The 17,303-nt window shown below is 74.1% G+C and carries 23 protein-coding genes and 1 tRNA gene; 15 read left to right on the forward strand and 9 right to left on the reverse strand.

Annotation, left to right across the window (positions count from 1 at the left end):
• Positions 1 to 33 precede the first annotated feature (33 nt).
• The 7 genes from JD78_RS02100 (at position 34) to JD78_RS02130 (ending at position 5,227) form a co-directional block, all read left to right on the forward strand.
• A complete protein-coding gene (locus JD78_RS02100) occupies positions 34 to 468 on the forward strand; it encodes a M67 family metallopeptidase (protein ID WP_153360790.1) in 435 nt (144 codons plus the stop codon).
• Positions 469 to 699: 231 nt separating this feature from the next.
• The gene (locus JD78_RS02105; RefSeq protein WP_153360789.1) at positions 700 to 978 is read left to right on the forward strand and encodes a ubiquitin-like small modifier protein 1; all 279 of its coding nucleotides are present in this window, start codon (positions 700 to 702) and stop codon (positions 976 to 978) included.
• 47 nt (positions 979 to 1,025) lie between these two features.
• Positions 1,026 to 1,976 (forward strand): PLP-dependent cysteine synthase family protein, encoded by a 951-nt coding sequence (locus JD78_RS02110; RefSeq protein WP_153360788.1) that lies wholly within the window; start codon positions 1,026 to 1,028, stop codon positions 1,974 to 1,976.
• Positions 1,976 to 2,632, forward strand: a complete 657-nt coding sequence (locus JD78_RS02115) for an HAD-IA family hydrolase (protein WP_153360787.1) — start codon at positions 1,976 to 1,978, stop codon at positions 2,630 to 2,632. Before JD78_RS02110 ends, JD78_RS02115 begins: the two co-directional genes overlap by 1 nt.
• A 38-nt stretch (positions 2,633 to 2,670) precedes the next feature.
• Positions 2,671 to 3,489 carry a glutamate racemase gene (murI, locus tag JD78_RS02120; protein ID WP_153360786.1) on the forward strand — a complete coding sequence of 273 codons (819 nt, stop codon included), beginning with the start codon at positions 2,671 to 2,673 and terminating at the stop codon, positions 3,487 to 3,489.
• Positions 3,486 to 4,226 carry an MBL fold metallo-hydrolase gene (locus JD78_RS02125; RefSeq protein ID WP_153360785.1) on the forward strand — a complete coding sequence of 247 codons (741 nt, stop codon included), beginning with the start codon at positions 3,486 to 3,488 and terminating at the stop codon, positions 4,224 to 4,226. Before murI ends, JD78_RS02125 begins: the two co-directional genes overlap by 4 nt.
• A gap of 47 nt (positions 4,227 to 4,273) precedes the next feature.
• On the forward strand, positions 4,274 to 5,227 hold the full coding sequence (locus tag JD78_RS02130; protein ID WP_153360784.1) for a DNA polymerase domain-containing protein: 954 nt from the start codon (positions 4,274 to 4,276) through the stop codon (positions 5,225 to 5,227).
• Positions 5,228 to 5,290: 63 nt separating this feature from the next.
• On the opposite strand, the gene gndA is transcribed toward JD78_RS02130, so the two are convergent.
• The 4 genes from gndA to JD78_RS02150 form a co-directional block, all read right to left on the reverse strand.
• Positions 5,291 to 6,730 (reverse strand): NADP-dependent phosphogluconate dehydrogenase, encoded by a 1,440-nt coding sequence (gene gndA / locus JD78_RS02135; RefSeq protein ID WP_153360783.1) that lies wholly within the window; start codon positions 6,728 to 6,730, stop codon positions 5,291 to 5,293.
• 70 nt (positions 6,731 to 6,800) lie between these two features.
• Positions 6,801 to 7,301 (reverse strand): thioredoxin-dependent thiol peroxidase, encoded by a 501-nt coding sequence (gene bcp, locus JD78_RS02140; RefSeq protein ID WP_153360782.1) that lies wholly within the window; start codon positions 7,299 to 7,301, stop codon positions 6,801 to 6,803.
• 83 nt (positions 7,302 to 7,384) lie between these two features.
• The gene (locus JD78_RS02145) at positions 7,385 to 7,789 is read right to left on the reverse strand and encodes a secondary thiamine-phosphate synthase enzyme YjbQ (protein WP_153360781.1); all 405 of its coding nucleotides are present in this window, start codon (positions 7,787 to 7,789) and stop codon (positions 7,385 to 7,387) included.
• Positions 7,790 to 7,836: 47 nt separating this feature from the next.
• The gene (locus JD78_RS02150; protein WP_153362622.1) at positions 7,837 to 8,715 is read right to left on the reverse strand and encodes an alpha/beta fold hydrolase; all 879 of its coding nucleotides are present in this window, start codon (positions 8,713 to 8,715) and stop codon (positions 7,837 to 7,839) included.
• A gap of 86 nt (positions 8,716 to 8,801) precedes the next feature.
• On the opposite strand from JD78_RS02150, the gene JD78_RS02155 reads away from it, so the two are divergent.
• The 3 genes from JD78_RS02155 to rdgB are packed head-to-tail and all read left to right on the forward strand — an operon-like array spanning position 8,802 to position 10,645.
• Entirely contained in the window at positions 8,802 to 9,290 is a 489-nt protein-coding gene (locus JD78_RS02155; protein ID WP_153362621.1) for a MarR family winged helix-turn-helix transcriptional regulator, read from the forward strand.
• Between the two features lie 33 nt (positions 9,291 to 9,323).
• Positions 9,324 to 10,046, forward strand: coding sequence for a ribonuclease PH (gene rph, locus JD78_RS02160; RefSeq protein ID WP_153361732.1), 723 nt, complete (start codon positions 9,324 to 9,326; stop codon positions 10,044 to 10,046).
• Complete coding sequence (rdgB, locus tag JD78_RS02165; protein WP_153361733.1) at positions 10,043 to 10,645, forward strand: RdgB/HAM1 family non-canonical purine NTP pyrophosphatase; 603 nt, start codon at positions 10,043 to 10,045, stop codon at positions 10,643 to 10,645. Before rph ends, rdgB begins: the two co-directional genes overlap by 4 nt.
• A 4-nt stretch (positions 10,646 to 10,649) precedes the next feature.
• On the opposite strand, the gene JD78_RS02170 is transcribed toward rdgB, so the two are convergent.
• Both JD78_RS02170 and JD78_RS02175 read right to left on the reverse strand, forming a co-directional pair.
• Positions 10,650 to 11,276 carry a hypothetical protein gene (locus tag JD78_RS02170; RefSeq protein WP_153361734.1) on the reverse strand — a complete coding sequence of 209 codons (627 nt, stop codon included), beginning with the start codon at positions 11,274 to 11,276 and terminating at the stop codon, positions 10,650 to 10,652.
• Positions 11,273 to 13,228, reverse strand: coding sequence for a glycosyltransferase (locus tag JD78_RS02175; protein ID WP_153361735.1), 1,956 nt, complete (start codon positions 13,226 to 13,228; stop codon positions 11,273 to 11,275). Before JD78_RS02175 ends, JD78_RS02170 begins: the two co-directional genes overlap by 4 nt.
• A gap of 192 nt (positions 13,229 to 13,420) precedes the next feature.
• Here JD78_RS02175 and JD78_RS02180 point away from each other — a divergent pair, with 192 nt between their 5' ends.
• Both JD78_RS02180 and JD78_RS02185 read left to right on the forward strand, forming a co-directional pair.
• Entirely contained in the window at positions 13,421 to 14,038 is a 618-nt protein-coding gene (locus tag JD78_RS02180) for a TasA family protein (RefSeq protein WP_153361736.1), read from the forward strand.
• Between the two features lie 81 nt (positions 14,039 to 14,119).
• On the forward strand, positions 14,120 to 14,617 hold the full coding sequence (locus JD78_RS02185; protein WP_153361737.1) for a hypothetical protein: 498 nt from the start codon (positions 14,120 to 14,122) through the stop codon (positions 14,615 to 14,617).
• 10 nt (positions 14,618 to 14,627) lie between these two features.
• Here the strand turns inward: JD78_RS02185 and JD78_RS02190 are convergent, their stop codons facing one another.
• The 3 genes from JD78_RS02190 to JD78_RS02200 all read right to left on the reverse strand — a co-directional run bounded on the left by JD78_RS02190 (position 14,628) and on the right by JD78_RS02200 (position 16,150).
• On the reverse strand, positions 14,628 to 15,287 hold the full coding sequence (locus JD78_RS02190; protein WP_153361738.1) for a hypothetical protein: 660 nt from the start codon (positions 15,285 to 15,287) through the stop codon (positions 14,628 to 14,630).
• A 47-nt stretch (positions 15,288 to 15,334) separates the two neighbouring features.
• Positions 15,335 to 16,045, reverse strand: a complete 711-nt coding sequence (locus tag JD78_RS02195) for a hypothetical protein (protein ID WP_153361739.1) — start codon at positions 16,043 to 16,045, stop codon at positions 15,335 to 15,337.
• A gap of 24 nt (positions 16,046 to 16,069) precedes the next feature.
• Positions 16,070 to 16,150 (reverse strand) — tRNA-Leu (locus tag JD78_RS02200).
• 64 nt (positions 16,151 to 16,214) lie between these two features.
• On the opposite strand from JD78_RS02200, the gene JD78_RS02205 reads away from it, so the two are divergent.
• Genes JD78_RS02205 through JD78_RS02215 form a run of 3 tightly spaced genes read left to right on the forward strand, consistent with a single transcriptional unit; the run spans position 16,215 to position 17,297 of the window.
• Positions 16,215 to 16,448 carry a DUF3618 domain-containing protein gene (locus JD78_RS02205; RefSeq protein WP_153361740.1) on the forward strand — a complete coding sequence of 78 codons (234 nt, stop codon included), beginning with the start codon at positions 16,215 to 16,217 and terminating at the stop codon, positions 16,446 to 16,448.
• Positions 16,449 to 16,468: 20 nt separating this feature from the next.
• The gene (locus JD78_RS02210) at positions 16,469 to 16,966 is read left to right on the forward strand and encodes a DUF427 domain-containing protein (protein WP_153361741.1); all 498 of its coding nucleotides are present in this window, start codon (positions 16,469 to 16,471) and stop codon (positions 16,964 to 16,966) included.
• 37 nt (positions 16,967 to 17,003) lie between these two features.
• A complete protein-coding gene (locus JD78_RS02215) occupies positions 17,004 to 17,297 on the forward strand; it encodes a metal-sensitive transcriptional regulator (protein WP_153361742.1) in 294 nt (97 codons plus the stop codon).
• Positions 17,298 to 17,303 lie beyond the last annotated feature (6 nt).

Consider the following 17,303-nt stretch of genomic DNA (forward strand, 5'->3'; position numbering starts at 1 on the left):
CCGGACGTGCGGCGTCCGCCTAGGATGGTCGTCGTGCTGCGCATCGACCGCGCGACCTACGACGCCATCGTGGCCCACGCCCGGGCAGACCACCCGGACGAGGCCTGTGGCGTCGTGGCCGGGCCCGAGGGCTCCGACCGTCCCGAGCGGCACATCCCGATGCTCAACGCGGCCCGCTCGCCGACGTTCTACGAGTTCGACAGCGGCGACCTGCTCAAGCTCTACCGGGAGATGGACGATCGCGACGAGGTCCCCGTCGTCATCTACCACTCGCACACCGCCACCGAGGCGCGCCCCTCGCGCACCGACATCAGCTACGCCTCCGAGCCCGAGGCGCACTACGTGCTGGTCTCCACCCGCGAGCACGGCGCGCAGACCGGGCTGGCCGGTGACGACGTCGAGTTCCGCAGCTTCCGGATCGTCGACGGAGAGGTCACCGAGGAGGACGTCGAGGTGGTCGGCTCGTGACCGTCGAGTCCTGCCTGTTCGGCCACTCGCCGACCGTCGTCGTCTACGACTGACGGAGGACCCCGCTGCCCCGCGCCACGTGCCTCGGCGCGGGCCCGGCAGCGGGGCCTCAACGGCCGGCGGAATCGTCGGCCGCACCGCGGCGTTGCCCCGAGCAGCCGCACCTGGCGTCGACGACCGCGTCGCCGCACCACGTCCGAGCACCCCACCTGCACGAGGAGTTCTGAAGCCATGGCCATCGAGGTCCGGATCCCGACCATCCTGCGCACCCACACCGGCGGCAACAAGACCGTCGAGGGGTCCGGGGACACCCTCGGCGCGCTCGTCGACGACCTCGACTCGCAGCACCCCGGCCTCAAGGGCCGGCTGGTGACCGAGGAGGGCAAGCTGCACCGCTTCGTCAACGTCTACGTCAACGACGAGGACGTGCGCTTCACCGGTGCGCTGGACACCGCCGTCAAGGACGGCGACTCGGTGACGATCCTCCCGGCGGTCGCCGGCGGCTGCTGAGCGGCCCCGCCGCCAGCACCCCACCCCGTCTCCCGGAAGAGCCCCCCATGGCCCGCTTCTCCTCTCTCGTCGACAGCCTCGGCAACACCCCGCTGGTCGGGCTGCCGCGGCTGTCGCCCACCCCCGACGTCCGGCTGTGGGCCAAGCTCGAGGACCACAACCCGACCGGGTCGATCAAGGACCGGGCCGCCATCTCGATGATCGAGGCGGCGGAGAAGGAGGGGCGGCTCCAGCCCGGGGCGACCATCCTGGAGCCGACCAGCGGCAACACCGGGATCTCCCTGGCGATGGTCGCCCGCCAGCGCGGCTACAAGCTGATCTGCGTGATGCCGGAGAACACCTCGGTCGAGCGGCGGCAGCTGCTGGAGATGTACGGCGCCCAGATCATCAGCTCCCCGGCCGCCGGCGGCAGCAACCAGGCCGTCGCCGTCGCCAAGGGCCTCGCGGCGGAGCACGAGGACTGGGTGATGCTGTACCAGTACGGCAACCCGGCCAACGCCGAGGCGCACTACACCGGTACCGGCCCGGAGATCCTCGCCGACCTCCCGTCGATCACGCACTTCGTCGCGGGCCTGGGCACCACCGGCACGCTGATGGGGGTCTCGCGCTTCCTGCGGGAGAACAAGCCCGGCGTCCAGGTGATCGCCGCCGAGCCGCGGTACGGCGAGCTCGTCTACGGGCTGCGCAACATCGACGAGGGGTTCATCCCCGAGCTGTACGACCCCGAGCTGCTCGACGGCCGGTTCTCCGTCGGACCCGACGACGCGGTGCACCGCACCCGTCAGCTGGTGGAGAAGGAGGGGATCTTCGCCGGCGTCTCCACCGGCGCGATCCTGCACGCCGCCCTCGGTGTCGCCGACAAGGAGGTCGCGGCGGGCCGCCGGGCCGACATCGTCTTCATCGTCTGCGACGGCGGCTGGAAGTACCTCTCCACCGGTGCCTACGCGGGCACCCTGGAGGAGGCGACCGCCGCGCTCGACGGGCAGCTCTGGGCTTGATGGCGGACCTGATCCTGCCCGCGCGCGGGCTGCTGTTCGACAACGACGGCGTGCTGGTCGACTCCGAGGTCAGCGTGGTCACCTCGTGGCGTCGCTGGGCGAAGGACCTCGGCCTCGACCCGGACGAGGTCATGGCCGCCGTCCCCGGCCGGCGGGCCGCGGACACCGTGGCGCTGTTCGTGCCGGCCGACGACGTCGCCGGCGCGGTCGCGGAGATCACCCGCCTGGAGCTCGAGGGCGCTGCCGACACCGTGGCGGTGCCCGGCGTGCTGGACCTGCTGCCGCAGCTCATCGGCGTCCCCTGGGCCGTCGTCACCTCCGGCGTCCGCGAGCTGGCGGCCGCACGCCTGCGGGGCGCCGGGGTCGAGCCGCCCGCCGTCGTGGTCACCGCGGAGGACGTCGCCGCGGGCAAGCCCGACCCCGAGCCCTACCTGGCGGGGGCGGCCCGGCTGGGCCTGGACCCCGCCGACCTGATCGTGCTGGAGGACAGCCCCAGCGGCGTCGCCGCCGGCCTGGCCGCCGGGTGCACCGTGCTGGGCATCGGTGCGCCGGCGCTGCACACCCCGGCGCCCGCCGTCGTCACCGACCTCACTGGTGCCCGCTGGACCGGCACCGGCCTGCAGCTGCCGGCCGCCGCGCTGCTCCGCCGCCCCTGACGTCGGGCGTCGGCACCGGCAGCTAGCCTGGCCCGGTCATGAGCACCGCTGCCTCCGCCGACGCCCCGATCGGCATCTTCGACTCGGGGGTGGGTGGGCTCACCGTTGCGCGGGCGGTGCTCGACCAGCTGCCGCACGAGGCCATCCGCTACGTCGGCGACACCGCGCACGGCCCGTACGGGCCGCTCCCGATCGCGGAGGTGCGCCGGCACTCCCTCGCGGTGATGGACGACCTGGTCGAGGCCGGCGTGAAGATGCTCGTCGTCGCCTGCAACTCGGCCAGCGCCGCCTGCCTGCGCGACGCCCGGGAGCGCTACGACGTGCCCGTGGTGGAGGTCGTGCTGCCGGCGGTCCGCCGCGCCACCGCCGCCACCCGCAACGGCCGGATCGGCGTCATCGGCACCCAGGCCACCGTCACCAGCGGCGCGTACGAGGACGCCTTCGCCGCCGCGCCGCAGCTGACCGTCACCAGCGCCGCCTGCCCCAGCTTCGTCGACTTCGTCGAGCGCGGGGTCACCAGCGGCCGGCAGCTGGTGGGGTTGGCGCAGTCCTACCTCGACCCGCTGCTGGCCGCCGACGTCGACACCGTGGTGCTGGGCTGCACCCACTACCCGTTGCTCACCGGCGTGCTGTCGCTGGTGCTCGGCGAGGAGGTCACGCTCGTGTCCAGCGCCGAGGAGACGGCCAAGGACGTCTACCGCGTGCTCACCCGCACCGACCTGCTGCGCGACCCCGCCGGGCCGCCACCGGTGCACCGGTTCCTCGCCACCGGCGACCCGGAGCCCTTCGCCCGGCTGGGCCGGCGCTTCCTCGGCCCCGAGGTGGACACCGTGCTCCGGGCGGGGGAGGCCGCGTGAGGCTCACCGTCGTCGGCTGCTCCGGCAGCGCGCCCGGCCCCGGCTCGCCCGCCTCCTGCTACCTCGTCGAGCACGACGAGTTCGTGCTGCTGCTCGACCTCGGCAACGGCTCGTTCGGCTCGCTGCTCGGGCTGCGCCACCCCAGCGACGTGGACGCGGTCTACCTCTCGCACCTGCACGCCGACCACTGCCTGGACGCCGCGCCGTTCATCGTGTGGCACCGCTACTCCGGGCAGTCCGACGGCCGGGCTGTGCCGCTCTACGCACCGGTCGGTGCCGACCGGCGCCTGGCCGCGGCCTACGACGCCGACGGCGGCCCCATCGACGACGTCTTCGACGTCACGCCGGTCGGGCCCGGCAGCTGGACCATCGGCCCCTTCGAGGTGACCACGGCGCGCACCGCGCATCCGGTCGAGTGCTACGCGGTGCGGCTGACCGCGGGCGGCCGGTCGCTGGTCTACACCGGCGACACCGGTCCGTCCGACGCGGTCGTGGAGCTGGCCCGGGGCGCCGACGTGCTGCTCGCCGAGGCCGCCTACGCGGAGGGGCCCGACCTGCCCCCGGGTCTGCACCTGACCGGCCGGCAGGCCGGCGAGCACGCGGCCGCCGCCGGGGTGGGGCGGCTGCTGGTCACCCACGTGCCCGCCTGGATCGACGCCGAGGTGCAGCTGGCCGCCGCCCGGTCGGTGTTCTCGAACAGCGAGCTCGCCCGGCACGGCGCCGTCCACGACATCTGACGAAGGACCCGGTTGCCGACGCCGGGCCGGGCGGGCACGGTGACGGGGTGGCCGAGGAGGAGCGGGACGGCGTCCGGCTGAGCAGCCTGGACTCCCCGCTGGGCGACGGGCTCGAGGTGACCAAGCGCGACCTGGTCGACCACTACGACGCCTTCGCCGACCGGCTGGTGCCGCTGCTCACCGGGCGGCCGCTGACGATCAAGCGGGTGCGCCCCGGCGCGGCGCCGTTCATCCAGCGCGACGTCCCGAAGGGCGCACCGGACTGGGTGCGCACCGTGCCCACCTGGTCCGACCGCGCGCACCGCGAGGTGCACCAGGTGCTCTGCGAGGACCGCCGCACGCTGCTGTGGCTGGCCAACCAGCGGGCGGTGGAGCTGCACGTGCCCTTCGGCCGGGTGGGGGAGGAGGAGCCCACCGGGCTGGTGCTCGACCTCGACCCGCCGGACGGCGCCGATCTCGCCGCCGTGGTCGCGGTGGCCCGGCTGGCCCGGCGCGCGCTCGCCGACGCGGGGCTGGTCGGCGCGGTGAAGACCAGTGGGTCCACCGGGCTGCACGTCGTCGTCCCGGTGCACGGTTCGCCCGGGGAGGACGTCGCGGCGGCGACCCGGGCGCTGGCGGCGCGCACCGAGCGGCTGGATCCCGCGGTGGCGACCACCGCCTACGTCGTCGCCGAGCGAGGCGGTCGGGTGTTCGTCGACTCGACACGGTCGGGGCGCGGCACGATCGCGGTCGCCTACAGCCCGCGGGCTCGACCGGGCCTGCCGGTGTCCACGCCGGTCGCGTGGGACGAGCTGGACGGCGTCCGGCCCGGCGACGTCACCGTGCGCACCGCCCGCGAGCGGATCGGGGACGGCGACCCCTGGGCGGATGCGCTGCCCGAGCCGCAGCGGCTGCCGGCCGACCTGGTGGCCGAGGGGCACACCATCCCGGTGGCCCGGGTGGCGGCGATGCACGAGGGCAAGCGCCGGGCCCGCGCGCGGGCGCAGGAGCAGCCGGGCTGATCAGCCCGGCCCGGAGCGGTCGTCGGGGCATCCCGCCCGCGGGACACCCCGACGACCACGCACTCAGGAGGTGCTCACCTCGCGGCCGTCCTCGCCCCACATGGTGTGGAAGGAGCCCTCGACGTCGACCCGGCGGTAGGTGTGCGCGCCGAAGAGGTCCCGCAGGCCCTGGATCAGCGCGGCCGGCAGCCGCTCGGCCCGCAGCCCGTCGTAGTAGGCCAGCGCGCTGGCGAACCCGGGCACCGGCACGCCGTGCCGCGCGGCGCCGGCGACGACCTGCCGCCACGCCTCCTGCCCCTCGCTCACCGCGCCGCGGAAGTACTCGTTGGTCAGCAGCGTCGTGACGTCGGGCTCGTCGGTGTAGACCTGCGCGATCCGGTCGAGGAACTTCGCCCGGATGATGCAGCCGCCCCGCCAGATCCGGGCCAACGCGGCCCGGTCGATGTCCCAGCCGTGCTGGTCGGCGCCGGCGGTGATCTGGTCGAATCCCTGCGCGTAGGCGACGACCTTGGAGGCGTAGAGCGCCTGCCGCACCGACTCGATGAATGCGTCCCGGTCGGCGACCTGCTCGTCCCACTCCCGGTCCGGACCGGGCAGCACCCGCTGGGCGGCCTGCCGCTGCTCCCGGTGGCCGGACAGCGCGCGGGCGAAGACGGCCTCCGCGATGCCGCTGACCGGCACTCCGAGGTCGAGCGCCGACTGCACGGTCCAGCGCCCGGTGCCCTTCTGCTCCGCCTCGTCCAGCACGACGTCGACGAACGGCTTCCCGGTCCGCGCGTCGGTGTGCCGCAGCACCTCGGCGGTGATCTCGATCAGGTAGCTGTCCAGGTCGCCCTCGTTCCACGAGGCGAAGACGTCCCCGATCTCGGCGGGGGACAGCTGCAGCCCCTGCCGCAGCAGGTCGTAGGCCTCGGCGATCAGCTGCATGTCGGCGTACTCGATGCCGTTGTGCACCATCTTCACGAAGTGCCCGGCCCCGCTCTCGCCGACGTGGGTGCAGCACGGCTCCCCGTCGACGACGGCGGCGATCGACTCCAGCAGCGGCCCGACCAGCTCGTAGGCCTCCGCCGAGCCACCGGGCATGATGCTCGGCCCGTTGAGCGCGCCCTCCTCGCCGCCGCTGATCCCGGTGCCCACGAAGTGCAGCCCCCGGGCGGTGAGCGCCTCGGTGCGGCGGATCGTGTCGGTGAAGCGGGCGTTGCCGCCGTCCATCAGCACGTCGCCGGCGTCCAGCAGCGGGGCGATCTCGTCGATCACGGCGTCGGTGGCCGCGCCGGCCTGCACCATGATGATCACCTTGCGGGGGCGCTGCAGCGCCCCGACGAACTCCTCCATCGAGCCGGTCGGCACGAAGTCGCCCTCGCTGCCGTGCTGTTCGACCAGGGCGTCGGTGCGCCCCCGGCTGCGGTTGTGCAGCACCACCTGGTGGCCGTGCCGGGCCAGGTTGCGGGCCAGGTTCGCGCCCATGACAGCCAGCCCGGTGACGCCGATCTGATCACTCATGCCGCTGACCCTGCCGCATCGGACCGGTCGCTGCCAGGCACTGCTGGCCCCCCGTCAGGCCGGCGGAGCCCTACTCGATCCCGAGGTCGCGCCGGAGCTTGGCCACGTGGCCGGTCGCCTTCACGTTGTAGGCGGCCTTCTCGACCCGCCCCTCGGCGTCGAGGACGAACGTCGAGCGGATCACCCCGACGACCTCCTTGCCGTACAGCTTCTTCGGGCCGTAGGCGCCGTAGGCGGTGAGCACCTGCTTGTCCTGGTCCGACAGCAGGGTGATCGACAGCGACTCCTGCTCGCGGAAGCGGGTCAGCTTCTCCGGGGCGTCGGGGGAGATGCCGATGATGTCCAGCCCGGCCTCGGCCAGGTCGCCGGCCGCGGCCGTGAAGTCGACCGCCTGGGTGGTGCAGCCCGGGGTCAGCGCCGCGGGGTAGCAGTAGACGATGACCCGCCGGCCCCGGTAGGAGGCCAGGGAGACGGGGGTGCCGTCGGCGTCGGGGAGGCTGAACTCCGGCGCCGGGTCGCCGGGCGCGAGGCGGACGGGTGCCGTGTCGGTGGCGGGGCCGGTCTCGGTCATGGTGCGCATCGTGCCGCACCCGGGTGACGGTTCCCAACGCCGGTCACCGCCGGGCGGGAGTCCGACGTCCCGGAGCGGGGTGCTCAGCCGGCCAGGAAGCTGAAGCGCACGTGCCGGGACGGGTTGTCGACGTTGGTGTCGACGAAGCAGATCCGCTGCCAGGTGCCCAGCGCCAGCCGGCCCTCGAGCACCGGCACGGTGGCGTGCGGTGGCACGAAGGCCGGCAGCACGTGGTCGCGGCCGTGCCCGGCGGCCCCGTGCCGGTGCCGCCACCGGTCGTCGCGGGGGAGCAGCTCGTCGAGCTGGGCGAGCAGGTCGTCGTCGCTGCCGGCGCCGGTCTCGATGATCGCGATGCCCGCGGTCGCGTGCGGCACGAACACCTGCAGCAGCCCGTCGCCCTCGCTGCGGACGAACTCCGCGCACTCGTCGGTGAGGTCGACGACGGAGGCCACGCCCCCGGTCCGGACGGCGCGCAGCTCGGATCGCATGGGCACACCATGACACCGGCCGGCTCCGGCCCGCACGACGGCCCAGGTCAGGGCGCGTCGACCTCGCGGAAGAACTCCAGCAGCGCGGTGGCCACCGCCGCCGGCGCCTCCAGGGCCGCGTGGTGCCCGACGCCGTCGAGGATGACGGAGCGGACGTCGCCGGTGACGACCTGGGTGAGGGTGGCGGCGGTGAACTGCCCCCCACCGGCGCCGATCGCGAGCGCGGGCACCCCGACCGGGTGCTCGGCGGCGAGCGCGGCGATCTCTGCGCCCTCGCGCAGCATGGAGCGGTAGAGGCCGCTGGCGCCGCGGAAGCCGTCGGGCTGCGCGTAGGTGCGGACGAACTCGTCGAGGTCGGCGTCGGTGACCGCGCCCGGCGTCGCGGTCAGAGCGGAGAAGAAGCCGCCGATCACCTCCCGTTCCCGGCCGGTCAGCAGCAGCTCGGGCACCCCCGGTGCGGCCAGGACGCCGATGTGCCAGCTGCCCCCGCGCGTCACGTCGGCGAACGCCTCCAGGCCGAAGCCGGGCAACCCCATCTCGATCGCGGTGAGGCTGAGCACGTCCGCCGGGTGGGTGGCCGCCAGCCGGAGGACCGTCGCCCCGCTGATGTCCTGCCCCACCAGGTGCACCGGTCCGAGCCCGAGCTGGGCGATGAGCTGGTGCAGGTCCTCGGCAGCGGTGGCGCTGTCGTACTCGCCCGACGCGTGGGAGGACTCGCCGAACCCGCGCAGGTCGACGGCGACGACCCGGTGCCCGGCGGCCAGCAGCGGGATGACCCGGGAGAAGGCCCACCAGCTCTCCGGGAAGCCGTGCACCAGGAGCACCGGGGACCCGTCGGCGCCGGCCTGGACGTGGTGCAGCCGAGTTCCGTTGACCGCGGAGTGGTGGTGGGTGACGTCGGGCAGGGTGGCCGGTGCTGCGGTCATGGTGCACTCCTCAACTGGTCAATCAGGTTGTCTGTCACAGTAGACAACAAGGTTGTCGTTGTCCACCGGCTGGCTACCATCAGCAGATGTCGCGATCCGGCGCCGACCTGGCGCTCCTTCTGCTCGGAGGCTTCCGTGCGCTGGTCGACGACGCGCAGGCCGAGCTCGCCCGGCGCGGCTTCGAGGACGTGCGCCCGGTGCACGACTTCGCCATCCGCGCGATCGCCGCCGGTGCCGACAGCGCCTCCGAGCTGGGCCGGCGCATGTCGGTGTCCAAGCAGGCAGCGGCGAAGACGATCGCCGTCCTGCAGGAGCGCGGCTACGTCGGCCGGGACATCGACCCCGACGACGCCCGCCGCAAGCGCCTGCAGGTGACCGAGCGCGGGTTCACCGTGCTGCGCGAGGGCGAGCAGATCTTCGACGAGCTGCGCGACCGCTGGGCCCGGGAGATCGGCGCCGAGCAGCTCGCCGAGCTCGAGGCCCGGTTGGCAGACCTGGTCGGACCCACCCCGGTGCGCCTGGACGCCCCGGGCTGGATCGCCACCCAGGAGCTGGCGGAACCGGACCGCGACTAGGTCGCGGCACGGGCCTCACTACCCTCACGACACGTGACCCGCCCCGACGGCCGCAGCGCCGACCAGCTCCGCCCGGTGACCATCACCCGCAACTGGCTCGACCACGCCGAGGGCTCGGTGCTCGTGGAGTTCGGCCGCACCCGCGTGCTGTGCGCCGCCAGCGTCACCGAGGGCGTCCCGCGCTGGCGCCGGGGCTCGGGCCTGGGCTGGGTGACCGCCGAGTACTCGATGCTGCCGCGCGCCACCCACACCCGCAGCGACCGCGAGTCGGTCAAGGGCAAGGTCGGCGGCCGCACGCACGAGATCAGCCGGCTCATCGGCCGGTCGCTGCGCGCCAGCATCGACCTGGCCGCGCTGGGGGAGAACAGCATCGCGCTGGACTGCGACGTCCTGCAGGCCGACGGCGGCACCCGCACCGCGGCCATCACCGGCGCCTACGTGGCCCTCGCCGACGCGGTGAGCTGGCTCGGTGCGCGCGGCACGCTGGCCAGCGCGACCCCGCTGCCGAACTCGGTGGCCGCGGTCAGCGTCGGCGTCATCGACGGTGAGCCCCGGCTCGACCTCGCCTACGAGGAGGACGTGCGCGCCGGCACCGACATGAACGTCGTCTGCACCGGCGACGGCGGCTTCGTCGAGGTGCAGGGCACCGCGGAGGGCGCCGTCTTCGACCGCCCGACCCTCGACGCGCTGCTCGACCTCGCCGTCGCCGGCTGTGCCGAGCTCACGCTCGCCCAGCAGGTGGCGTTGTCGGCATGACGCAGCTGCTGCTCGCCACCCGCAACGCCGGCAAGCTCGCCGAGCTGCAGCGGCTGCTGGCCACCGCCGTCCCCGGGGTCGAGGTCGTCGGCCTGCGCGACGTCCCGGAGTACCCCGAGGCGCCGGAGACCGGGGCGACCTTCGAGGAGAACGCGCTGCTCAAGGCGCGCGAGGCGGTCCGGTACACCGGCCTGCCCGCGGTGGCCGACGACTCCGGCCTGACCGTCGACGCGCTCAACGGGATGCCGGGGATCCTGTCCGCACGCTGGTCGGGCCGGCACGGCGACGACGCCGCCAACACCGCGCTGCTGCTCGGCCAGCTCGCCGACGTCCCCGCCGAGCGGCGCGGCGCGGCGTTCGTCTGCGCGGCCGCGCTGGTCACGCCCGAGGGCACCGAGCACGTGCTGCGGGCCGAGTGGCGGGGCACCGTGATCGGCGAGCAGCGCGGCACGAACGGGTTCGGCTACGACCCGGTCTTCGTGCCGGAGGGGCTGGACGTCACGTCGGCGGAGCTGGCGCCGGCGGAGAAGGACGCCCGCAGCCACCGCGGGCAGGCGTTCGCCGCGCTGGTCCCCGTCCTCGCCGACGTGCTGGGCTGACTGCTCAGCGGCGGCTGCTCCAGTCGATGAACCACAGCGAGAACGCGGCCATCGCCGGGTGGAAGGCGAGCACGAGGAACGCGGCGAGCACCCGGTCGGACCGCCAGTAGGTGCGCAGCCGGACGCCGCGGGTCCACAGCCGGCTGCGGTCGCCGGACAGCGCGCGCTGGGCGAGGGCGGCCTCCTCCTCGGCGGTCAGCGACCGCGAGCGGGTGGCCTGCCAGGCCTCGACCCGGGCCCAGCCGGGCGCGAACCCGCAGGCCAGCGCCAGCAGCGCGGCGCCGCCGAGCAGCGGCAGCAGGCTCGCCTGGTCCAGCACCACCAGGCCGGCCGCGGCCGCCCCGGCGGCGAAGCCGGCCACGGTCACCGCGGCCAGCACGAACACCAGGCCGAAGGTGGCCATCAGGATCACGTAGCCGGGCAGCAGCACCTCGTCCCAGCTGCGGTCGGTGACCAGCAGCGCCGCCGTCTGCACGGCGAGCACGGCGGCGCAGGTGGCCATGACCCGCCCCATGCGGACCCGGGGGAGGTGCGCGGTGGTGGCCAGCCGGGCGCGGGCCTCGGCGAAGCTGGCCGCCTCGGTGGGGGAGGCGTCCGGCCGGGTCCCGGCGTACGGGTGGGGCGCGCTCATGCGTGGACCGCCGGTCGGGGGCCGTCGGGCGCGGGCCCGTCGCTGGACTGCACGTGGCTGGACAGCCCGTGGTTCGTCTTCTCCCAGTAGAAGGGGTTGACCAGCAGCTGCCAGAGCGCCTTGTAGGAGGCGATCGAGTGCAGCAGCCAGTAGACGGGGGAGAACAGCGCGAAGGGCACCAGGCCGTAGCTGCGCCGCTTGAACCCGGCCAGCAGCGACAGGTAGATGATCACGCTGTTGCCCAGGAGCAGGTTCGCGAAGCTGACCTGCACCAGCCAGTCGGGGAGCGTGGGCACCAGGGCGCCCGGCCAGATCAGCTCCACGATCATGATCGCGTAGAGCCAGGGCGTGGCCAGGAACATCAGCGGGGTGCCGCCGATGAGCAGTGCGAAGCCGGCGGTCTGCCGCGGGCCGACGCTGCGCAGCAGCCGCCACGGGTGGCGGGTGTGCACCAGCACGGTCTGCATGTAGCCCTTGATCCAGCGGCTGCGCTGCCGGATCCAGTTGCCGACGGCCATGTTGGCCTCCTCGTACGTCGTCGAGTTGACGACGGCGACGCGGTGGCCGCGGGCGGAGGCGCGGATGCCGAGGTCGGCGTCCTCGGTGACGTTGTACGGGTCCCAGCCACCGAGGTCGCGCAGCATGTCGGTGCGGAAGTGGTTGCTCGTGCCGCCCAGCGGGATCGGCAGCCGGAGCTTGTCCAGGCCGGCCAGGGTGTAGTCGAACCAGGAGGAGTACTCCAGGGTGAACATCCGGGTGAGCAGGTTCTCCCGGGCGTTGAAGTAGTTCAGCGCCGCCTGCACGCACACCAGGTCGTCGCCGCCCTTGCGGAAGGCGACGATCGACTTCTTCAGCTGGTCGGGGTCGGGGCGGTCCTCGGCGTCGTAGATCACCACGTACTCGCCGCGGGCGAAGGCCAGCCCGACGTTGCAGGCGCGCGGCTTGGTCTTGGGCAGCGAGTGCGGCACGACCACGATCCGGACGATGTCCGGCGGGGCGGCGGCCAGCGCGGCGGTCAGCGTCTCCGGGTCGTCCTCCTCCAGCAGGAGCAGGATCTCCAGCTTCTCCCGCGGCCAGTCCAGGTCGGCGAGGTTGCGCATCAGCAGCCCCACGATCCCGGCCTCCTTGTAGACGGGCACGAGGATCGTGTAGATCGGCAGCTCGGCGTCGTCGAGGGCGGCGACCTCCTCGTCGGTGACCTGCTCGACGGTCTCCCAGGCGGTGCCGACGGTGCTGATCACCGCCTTGGTCCCCACGGCGAGGGCGACGGCGACGTTCACCGTCGCGACGAGCACGACCAGGGTGGTGGGCAGGTCCCAGACCGCGCCGGTCACCAGGGCGGCGAGGGCCAGGACGGCGCCGACCACCTGCTTGCGGACGAACACCGTGGACGCCGACTCGTCGGGACGCCGCTCGGCCAGTGAGGTGACCGCGTCGTGCACCAGCTCCTCGCGCCAGACCGTGCGCAGGGCCCGCTGCACGTCCCAGTCGGTGGTGACCACCTGGCGCACGCGGGAGATCCCGGTGCGCTGCACGACCTCCTCGGCGATGTGCGCCGACGGGCGGCCGGCGGTGGCCACGACCACCTGCAGCTCGCCCTCGTCGTCGCGCTCGACCCGCAGCGGCAGCCACACCTCGCGGGCCAGCATCGCCGCGGGGAACAGCCGGGCCAGCTCCTCGTCGACGTCGACCGGGTCGACGAAGGCCAGGTCGGCGTCCCACACCTCGGCCAGCGCGACGTACAGCTGACGGCGGGTGACCCAGCCGCGGGCCAGCACGATCGCGCCCAGCGGCGCGCCGACGCGCTCCTGGTGGTCGAGCGCCTCCGCCAGTTGCTCCTCGGTCAGGGCACCCTGCTCCAGCAGGACGTCGCCCAGCCGTTCGGGCGCAGCGTGCCGGCCGCGCCGGCGCCGGGGCCCGGGCGCGGCGCCGCCCGATGCGGTGACTGTCACCTGGGGGAGGTCGGCGGGCAGCCACCCGGACTGTGCTGCTGCCGGCGTGGTCTCACCCGGTCGGGGGACGTCGCGGCCGGAGGCGGTCTTGCGGAGTTCTTGCGGAACCCTGCGGCCGGGCCTGCGGTTGCCCGCCCAGAGTCGGCGCTGTCGGCGGGAGAGCCCCCGACTCGCACCGACCCGAGGAGCACCGTGAACGCCACCCGCACCACCGCCAGCAACGCCCGCCGGGCGACCGCCGCCAGGGTCCTGGGCTCCGTCGGGGTCGTCGGCGCGGCCGCGCTCGTCGCCGGCATGGGCACCTTCGGCGCCTTCACCGACAGCACCGACCCGGCGGAGGTCTCCGTCGCCTCCGGCGTCGTCTCGATCGACCTGACCGCCCGCGACGGCTCGGCGACCGTGCCGGTCAGCTTCGAGGGCGTCGTGCCCGGCTCGTCGGTCACCCGCGCGCTCGACCTGGTCAACGACGGGGACTCGGCGCTGGCCTCGGTCGAGCTGTCGACCGTTGCGACCGCCTCCAGCCTGCTGGACAGCGACACCACCAACGGGCTGCAGATGTCGGTGCGCTCGTGCTCGGTGGCCTGGGCCGAGGACCTCAGCTGCGCGGGCACCGTGCGCACGCTGCTGGCCGCGGGCCCCGTCGTCCGCACCGGCGACCTGACCGCCCCGGCCAGCCTGACCGCCGGCGCCACCGACCACCTGGCCGTCACCCTCGCGCTGCCGGCGAAGGCCGGAGACGCCTTCAAGGGCCAGACCAGCGAGCTCGCGCTGACCTTCACCGCCACCCAGGCCGGTGGCACCGCCCGCTGACCCGACGTCGACCGCCCGGCCCCTGACCCGGCCGGGCGGTCGCGCGCAGAAACCGGTTGATCGGCCGGGCAGGCTGGCAGCGTGCGGATGACCTTCCGGCGGATGGCCGACCGGCGTCCCGTGGAGACCACGGTCGCGCGGGACGACGGCGTGGTCTTCGAGCTGCGTGGCGCCGGCGGCGGGGCCGATCTCCCGCACGACCTGGTGCACGCCCTGGTCGAGCGGGAGCTCCGGGTGGCCGACGGCATCTGGGGCTGCATCGCCGACGGCGTCGTGTGGCAGAGCATGCGGCACGTGTCCGGTCGTCAGCCCCCGCACGCCGCGGAGCGGTCCGCCGCGCTGAAGCGGGCGCGCTCGGCGCGCGTCCAGCAGGCCGAGCTGCTGGCCGACGTCGTCGCCCGCCTGGCCCGGGACGCCGAGGTGCTGCCCACTGAGGTCGCCGGCTCCGGGCACCCGCGGGCGCAGCTCACCGAGGCGGCCGCAGCGCTCCGGGCCGCCGGCCGCGAGTGGGCGGCGCTGCGGCCCGGGGAGACGCTGGTGGTCGACTGGGCACGGCCCGGCGGACGCCGGCGCCGCTGACTGCCCCGCCTCAGCTGGCCGGGTCGCCCGCCGGGTCGCGCCGCTGCAGGAAGTAGGCGCCCAGCGCACCGGCGAGGGTGGCGAAGACGGCGACGGAGTACACCGCCAGCGCCACCTCCAGGAACCGGGCGAACCCGTGCTCGGTGTCCAGCACGGAGCCGGTGACGGTGGCCAGCGCCGCGTCGTGCAGCGCGGGGCCGTAGGTGTCGTAGGCGCCCAGCACGTACAGCAGCTGGCTGCTGGCCAGGACGACGACGCCGGTGACCGCGGTGAGCCAGCCGATCCGGCCGGTGAGCAGCCGCCCGGCCGAACGCGAGCCGCGGACGGCGGCGGACAGGACCCCGCCGATGCGGGCGGTCCGCAGCAGGGTGAGCGCGCGGGCGAAGCGGAGGAACGGCAGGGCCAGGAAGACCAGCTGCCACCAGTTGCGCAGCCAGAAGCGGCGCTGGCTGGGCGCCCGGACCGCACGGAAGACGAACTCGCCGACGAAGACCGCCCAGCAGACCCAGCCCAGGACGCCGAGCGTCGTCACCAGCCAGGGCTCCCGGGCCAGGGCCTGGCCCAGGACGATCAGCACGAACACCAGACCGAGTGCGCCCATCGGCCGGTCCAGCCGTCTCGCCAGGCCCTCGGTCTCGAGGGCCTCGTCGGTGGTGCTCTCGGTGCGCATGCCCGGGTCCTACCCGACTGACTCCCGATGGTCCCGCGCAGCGCAGATCAGGCAGCGGTCACCTGCTGGAGGCGTGCCCACAGGTCATCGTCGACCAGGTCGCGGTGCAGCACAGCCCAGTCCTGTGCGAGGTCGAAGGGCCCCTGGCCCTCGATCGAGGTGACCACGTTGTGCAGGTAGGTGTCCTCCGCTGCGACCTCGCGGATCCGAGCCCACTTCGGGTCGCCCCGCCACAGGGGGAGGTGCAGTGAGGGGTCGAAGGTGTTGGCCGTGCGGTCGACCCCACCCTGCAGGCCCATCTCCCGGCAGCCGGTGAAGTCGTTCCCGCGGATCACCGCCAGCCTGGCTGGGTCCCGAGCGTCACGACGCGCATCGAAGGTGCCCTCCCACCGTCCCGAGAAGACGCAATTCTCGAAGTGCGCGGACGTCGTGCCGAGGGTGAGCCGTACGTCCACGTCCTCGAACCGGCACTGCACGAAGCGGGCGATCCCCGGGTCGAGGGCGGGACAGGCCAGGCCGCTGAAGTCGCAGTCGATGAACTGCGGGATCTCGTGGCCGGGGCGCCCGCGCTTCAGCTGCCGGGGCAGCACGCGGTCCAGAGCGCTCGTGCTGTCGGCGAACCGCAGCCACGACACCGTCCACCCGGACAGGTCCGCACCGCGCACGACCCCGCCGCCCTCGATCGTGACGTCGTCGTCTGGTCGCACGCCAGCCTGGAGTTCGGCGTAGGTGAGGCGGGTCGTCCCGTCCCGGTCCATCGCTGCCCGCCTTCCGCCGGCCGGTGCGGGAGGCGGGAGTCGAACCCGCACGCCCGAGGGCACCAGGACCTAAACCTGGCGTGGCTGCCGTTACACCACTCCCGCGTGCGGGTGAGTCTAGGAGGTGCCTGAGCAGGCCCCCGGCGCGCGCGTCTGGCAGGCTGTCGGCGTGCCGCGCAGCCCCGAGCAGATCCAGCAGGAGATCGACGCCGCCCGCGAGTCGCTGGGCGCCACCCTCGACGAACTGGCCTTCCGCACCAACCCGAAGCGCCTGAGCAACGAGGCCAAGGCCAAGGTGCAGGAGTTCCTGGCCAGCCCGCCCGGCAAGGCGCTGATCGCCGCCGTCGGCCTGCTCGCGGCGTTCGTGATCACCCGGCGGATCGTCCGCGCCGTCCGCGACTGACCGGGGCGCAGACTGGGGGCGTGTACCCACCGCCCCGTGATCCCGTCGGCCCCGGTCAGGAGTCCGTCTGGGACTACCCCCGCCCGCCCTCGGCCGACGTGACCGGCCGGCGCGTCGAGGTGGTCCTCGGCGGGCAGGTCATGGCCCGCACCGACCGCGCCGTCCGGGTCTGCGAGACCAGCCACCCGCCGGTCTACTACGTGCCCCGCGACGACGTCGTCCCCGGCGTGCTCGAGCGTGCGAGCGGCGCCTCGTGGTGCGAGTTCAAGGGCACGGCGACCTACTGGGACGTCGTGGTCGACGGCGTCCGCCACCCCGGCATCGCCTGGTCCTACGAGTCGCCCACGGCCGGCTACGAGCAGCTGCGCGGGGCGATCGCCTTCTACCCGAGCCGGCTGGACCGGGCCACCGTCGACGGCGAGCCGGTGCGCGCCCAGGCCGGTGACTTCTACGGCGGCTGGATCACCGATGAGGTGGTCGGCCCGTTCAAGGGGGAGCCCGGCACCCGCGGCTGGTGACTTGATACGGGTACCCCCTAGGGGTACCTTCGTCGTCATGACGGGCTACGACGGCAGCAAGGACCAGGTGCTCGCGCGCCTCAAGCGCGTGGAGGGCCAGGTCCGCGGCATCGCGCGCATGGTCGAGGACGACACGTACTGCATCGACGTCCTCACCCAGGTCTCCGCCGCCACCAAGGCGCTGCAGGCGGTCGCCATCGGCCTGCTCGACGACCACCTGGCGCACTGCGTCCGGGAGGCCGTCGCGAACAGCGCCGACGACGACGGAGCCGCCGCCGACGCCAAGATCGCCGAGGCCTCCGCGGCCATCGCCCGGCTCGTCCGTTCCTGACCCACC

Origin of the sequence: Modestobacter roseus (assembly GCF_007994135.1) — a bacterium.
In the GTDB taxonomy this organism is placed as follows: domain Bacteria; phylum Actinomycetota; class Actinomycetes; order Mycobacteriales; family Geodermatophilaceae; genus Modestobacter; species Modestobacter roseus.

Excerpts from the sequence above, each read along its gene's own strand:
- JD78_RS02155 (WP_153362621.1), top strand. The coding sequence starts at position 8,802 with ATGTCGCGATCCGGCGCCGACCTGGCGCTCCTTCTGCTCGGAGGCTTC.
- JD78_RS02150 (WP_153362622.1), bottom strand. The coding sequence starts at position 8,715 with ATGACCGCAGCACCGGCCACCCTGCCCGACGTCACCCACCACCACTCC.
- JD78_RS02215 (WP_153361742.1), top strand. The coding sequence starts at position 17,004 with ATGACGGGCTACGACGGCAGCAAGGACCAGGTGCTCGCGCGCCTCAAG.
- JD78_RS02145 (WP_153360781.1), bottom strand. The coding sequence starts at position 7,789 with ATGCGATCCGAGCTGCGCGCCGTCCGGACCGGGGGCGTGGCCTCCGTC.
- JD78_RS02195 (WP_153361739.1), bottom strand. The coding sequence starts at position 16,045 with ATGGACCGGGACGGGACGACCCGCCTCACCTACGCCGAACTCCAGGCT.
- rdgB (WP_153361733.1), top strand. The coding sequence starts at position 10,043 with ATGACGCAGCTGCTGCTCGCCACCCGCAACGCCGGCAAGCTCGCCGAG.
- JD78_RS02115 (WP_153360787.1), top strand. The coding sequence starts at position 1,976 with ATGGCGGACCTGATCCTGCCCGCGCGCGGGCTGCTGTTCGACAACGAC.
- JD78_RS02105 (WP_153360789.1), top strand. The coding sequence starts at position 700 with ATGGCCATCGAGGTCCGGATCCCGACCATCCTGCGCACCCACACCGGC.
- murI (WP_153360786.1), top strand. The coding sequence starts at position 2,671 with ATGAGCACCGCTGCCTCCGCCGACGCCCCGATCGGCATCTTCGACTCG.
- JD78_RS02110 (WP_153360788.1), top strand. The coding sequence starts at position 1,026 with ATGGCCCGCTTCTCCTCTCTCGTCGACAGCCTCGGCAACACCCCGCTG.
- JD78_RS02190 (WP_153361738.1), bottom strand. The coding sequence starts at position 15,287 with ATGCGCACCGAGAGCACCACCGACGAGGCCCTCGAGACCGAGGGCCTG.
- bcp (WP_153360782.1), bottom strand. The coding sequence starts at position 7,301 with ATGACCGAGACCGGCCCCGCCACCGACACGGCACCCGTCCGCCTCGCG.
- gndA (WP_153360783.1), bottom strand. The coding sequence starts at position 6,730 with ATGAGTGATCAGATCGGCGTCACCGGGCTGGCTGTCATGGGCGCGAAC.
- JD78_RS02170 (WP_153361734.1), bottom strand. The coding sequence starts at position 11,276 with ATGAGCGCGCCCCACCCGTACGCCGGGACCCGGCCGGACGCCTCCCCC.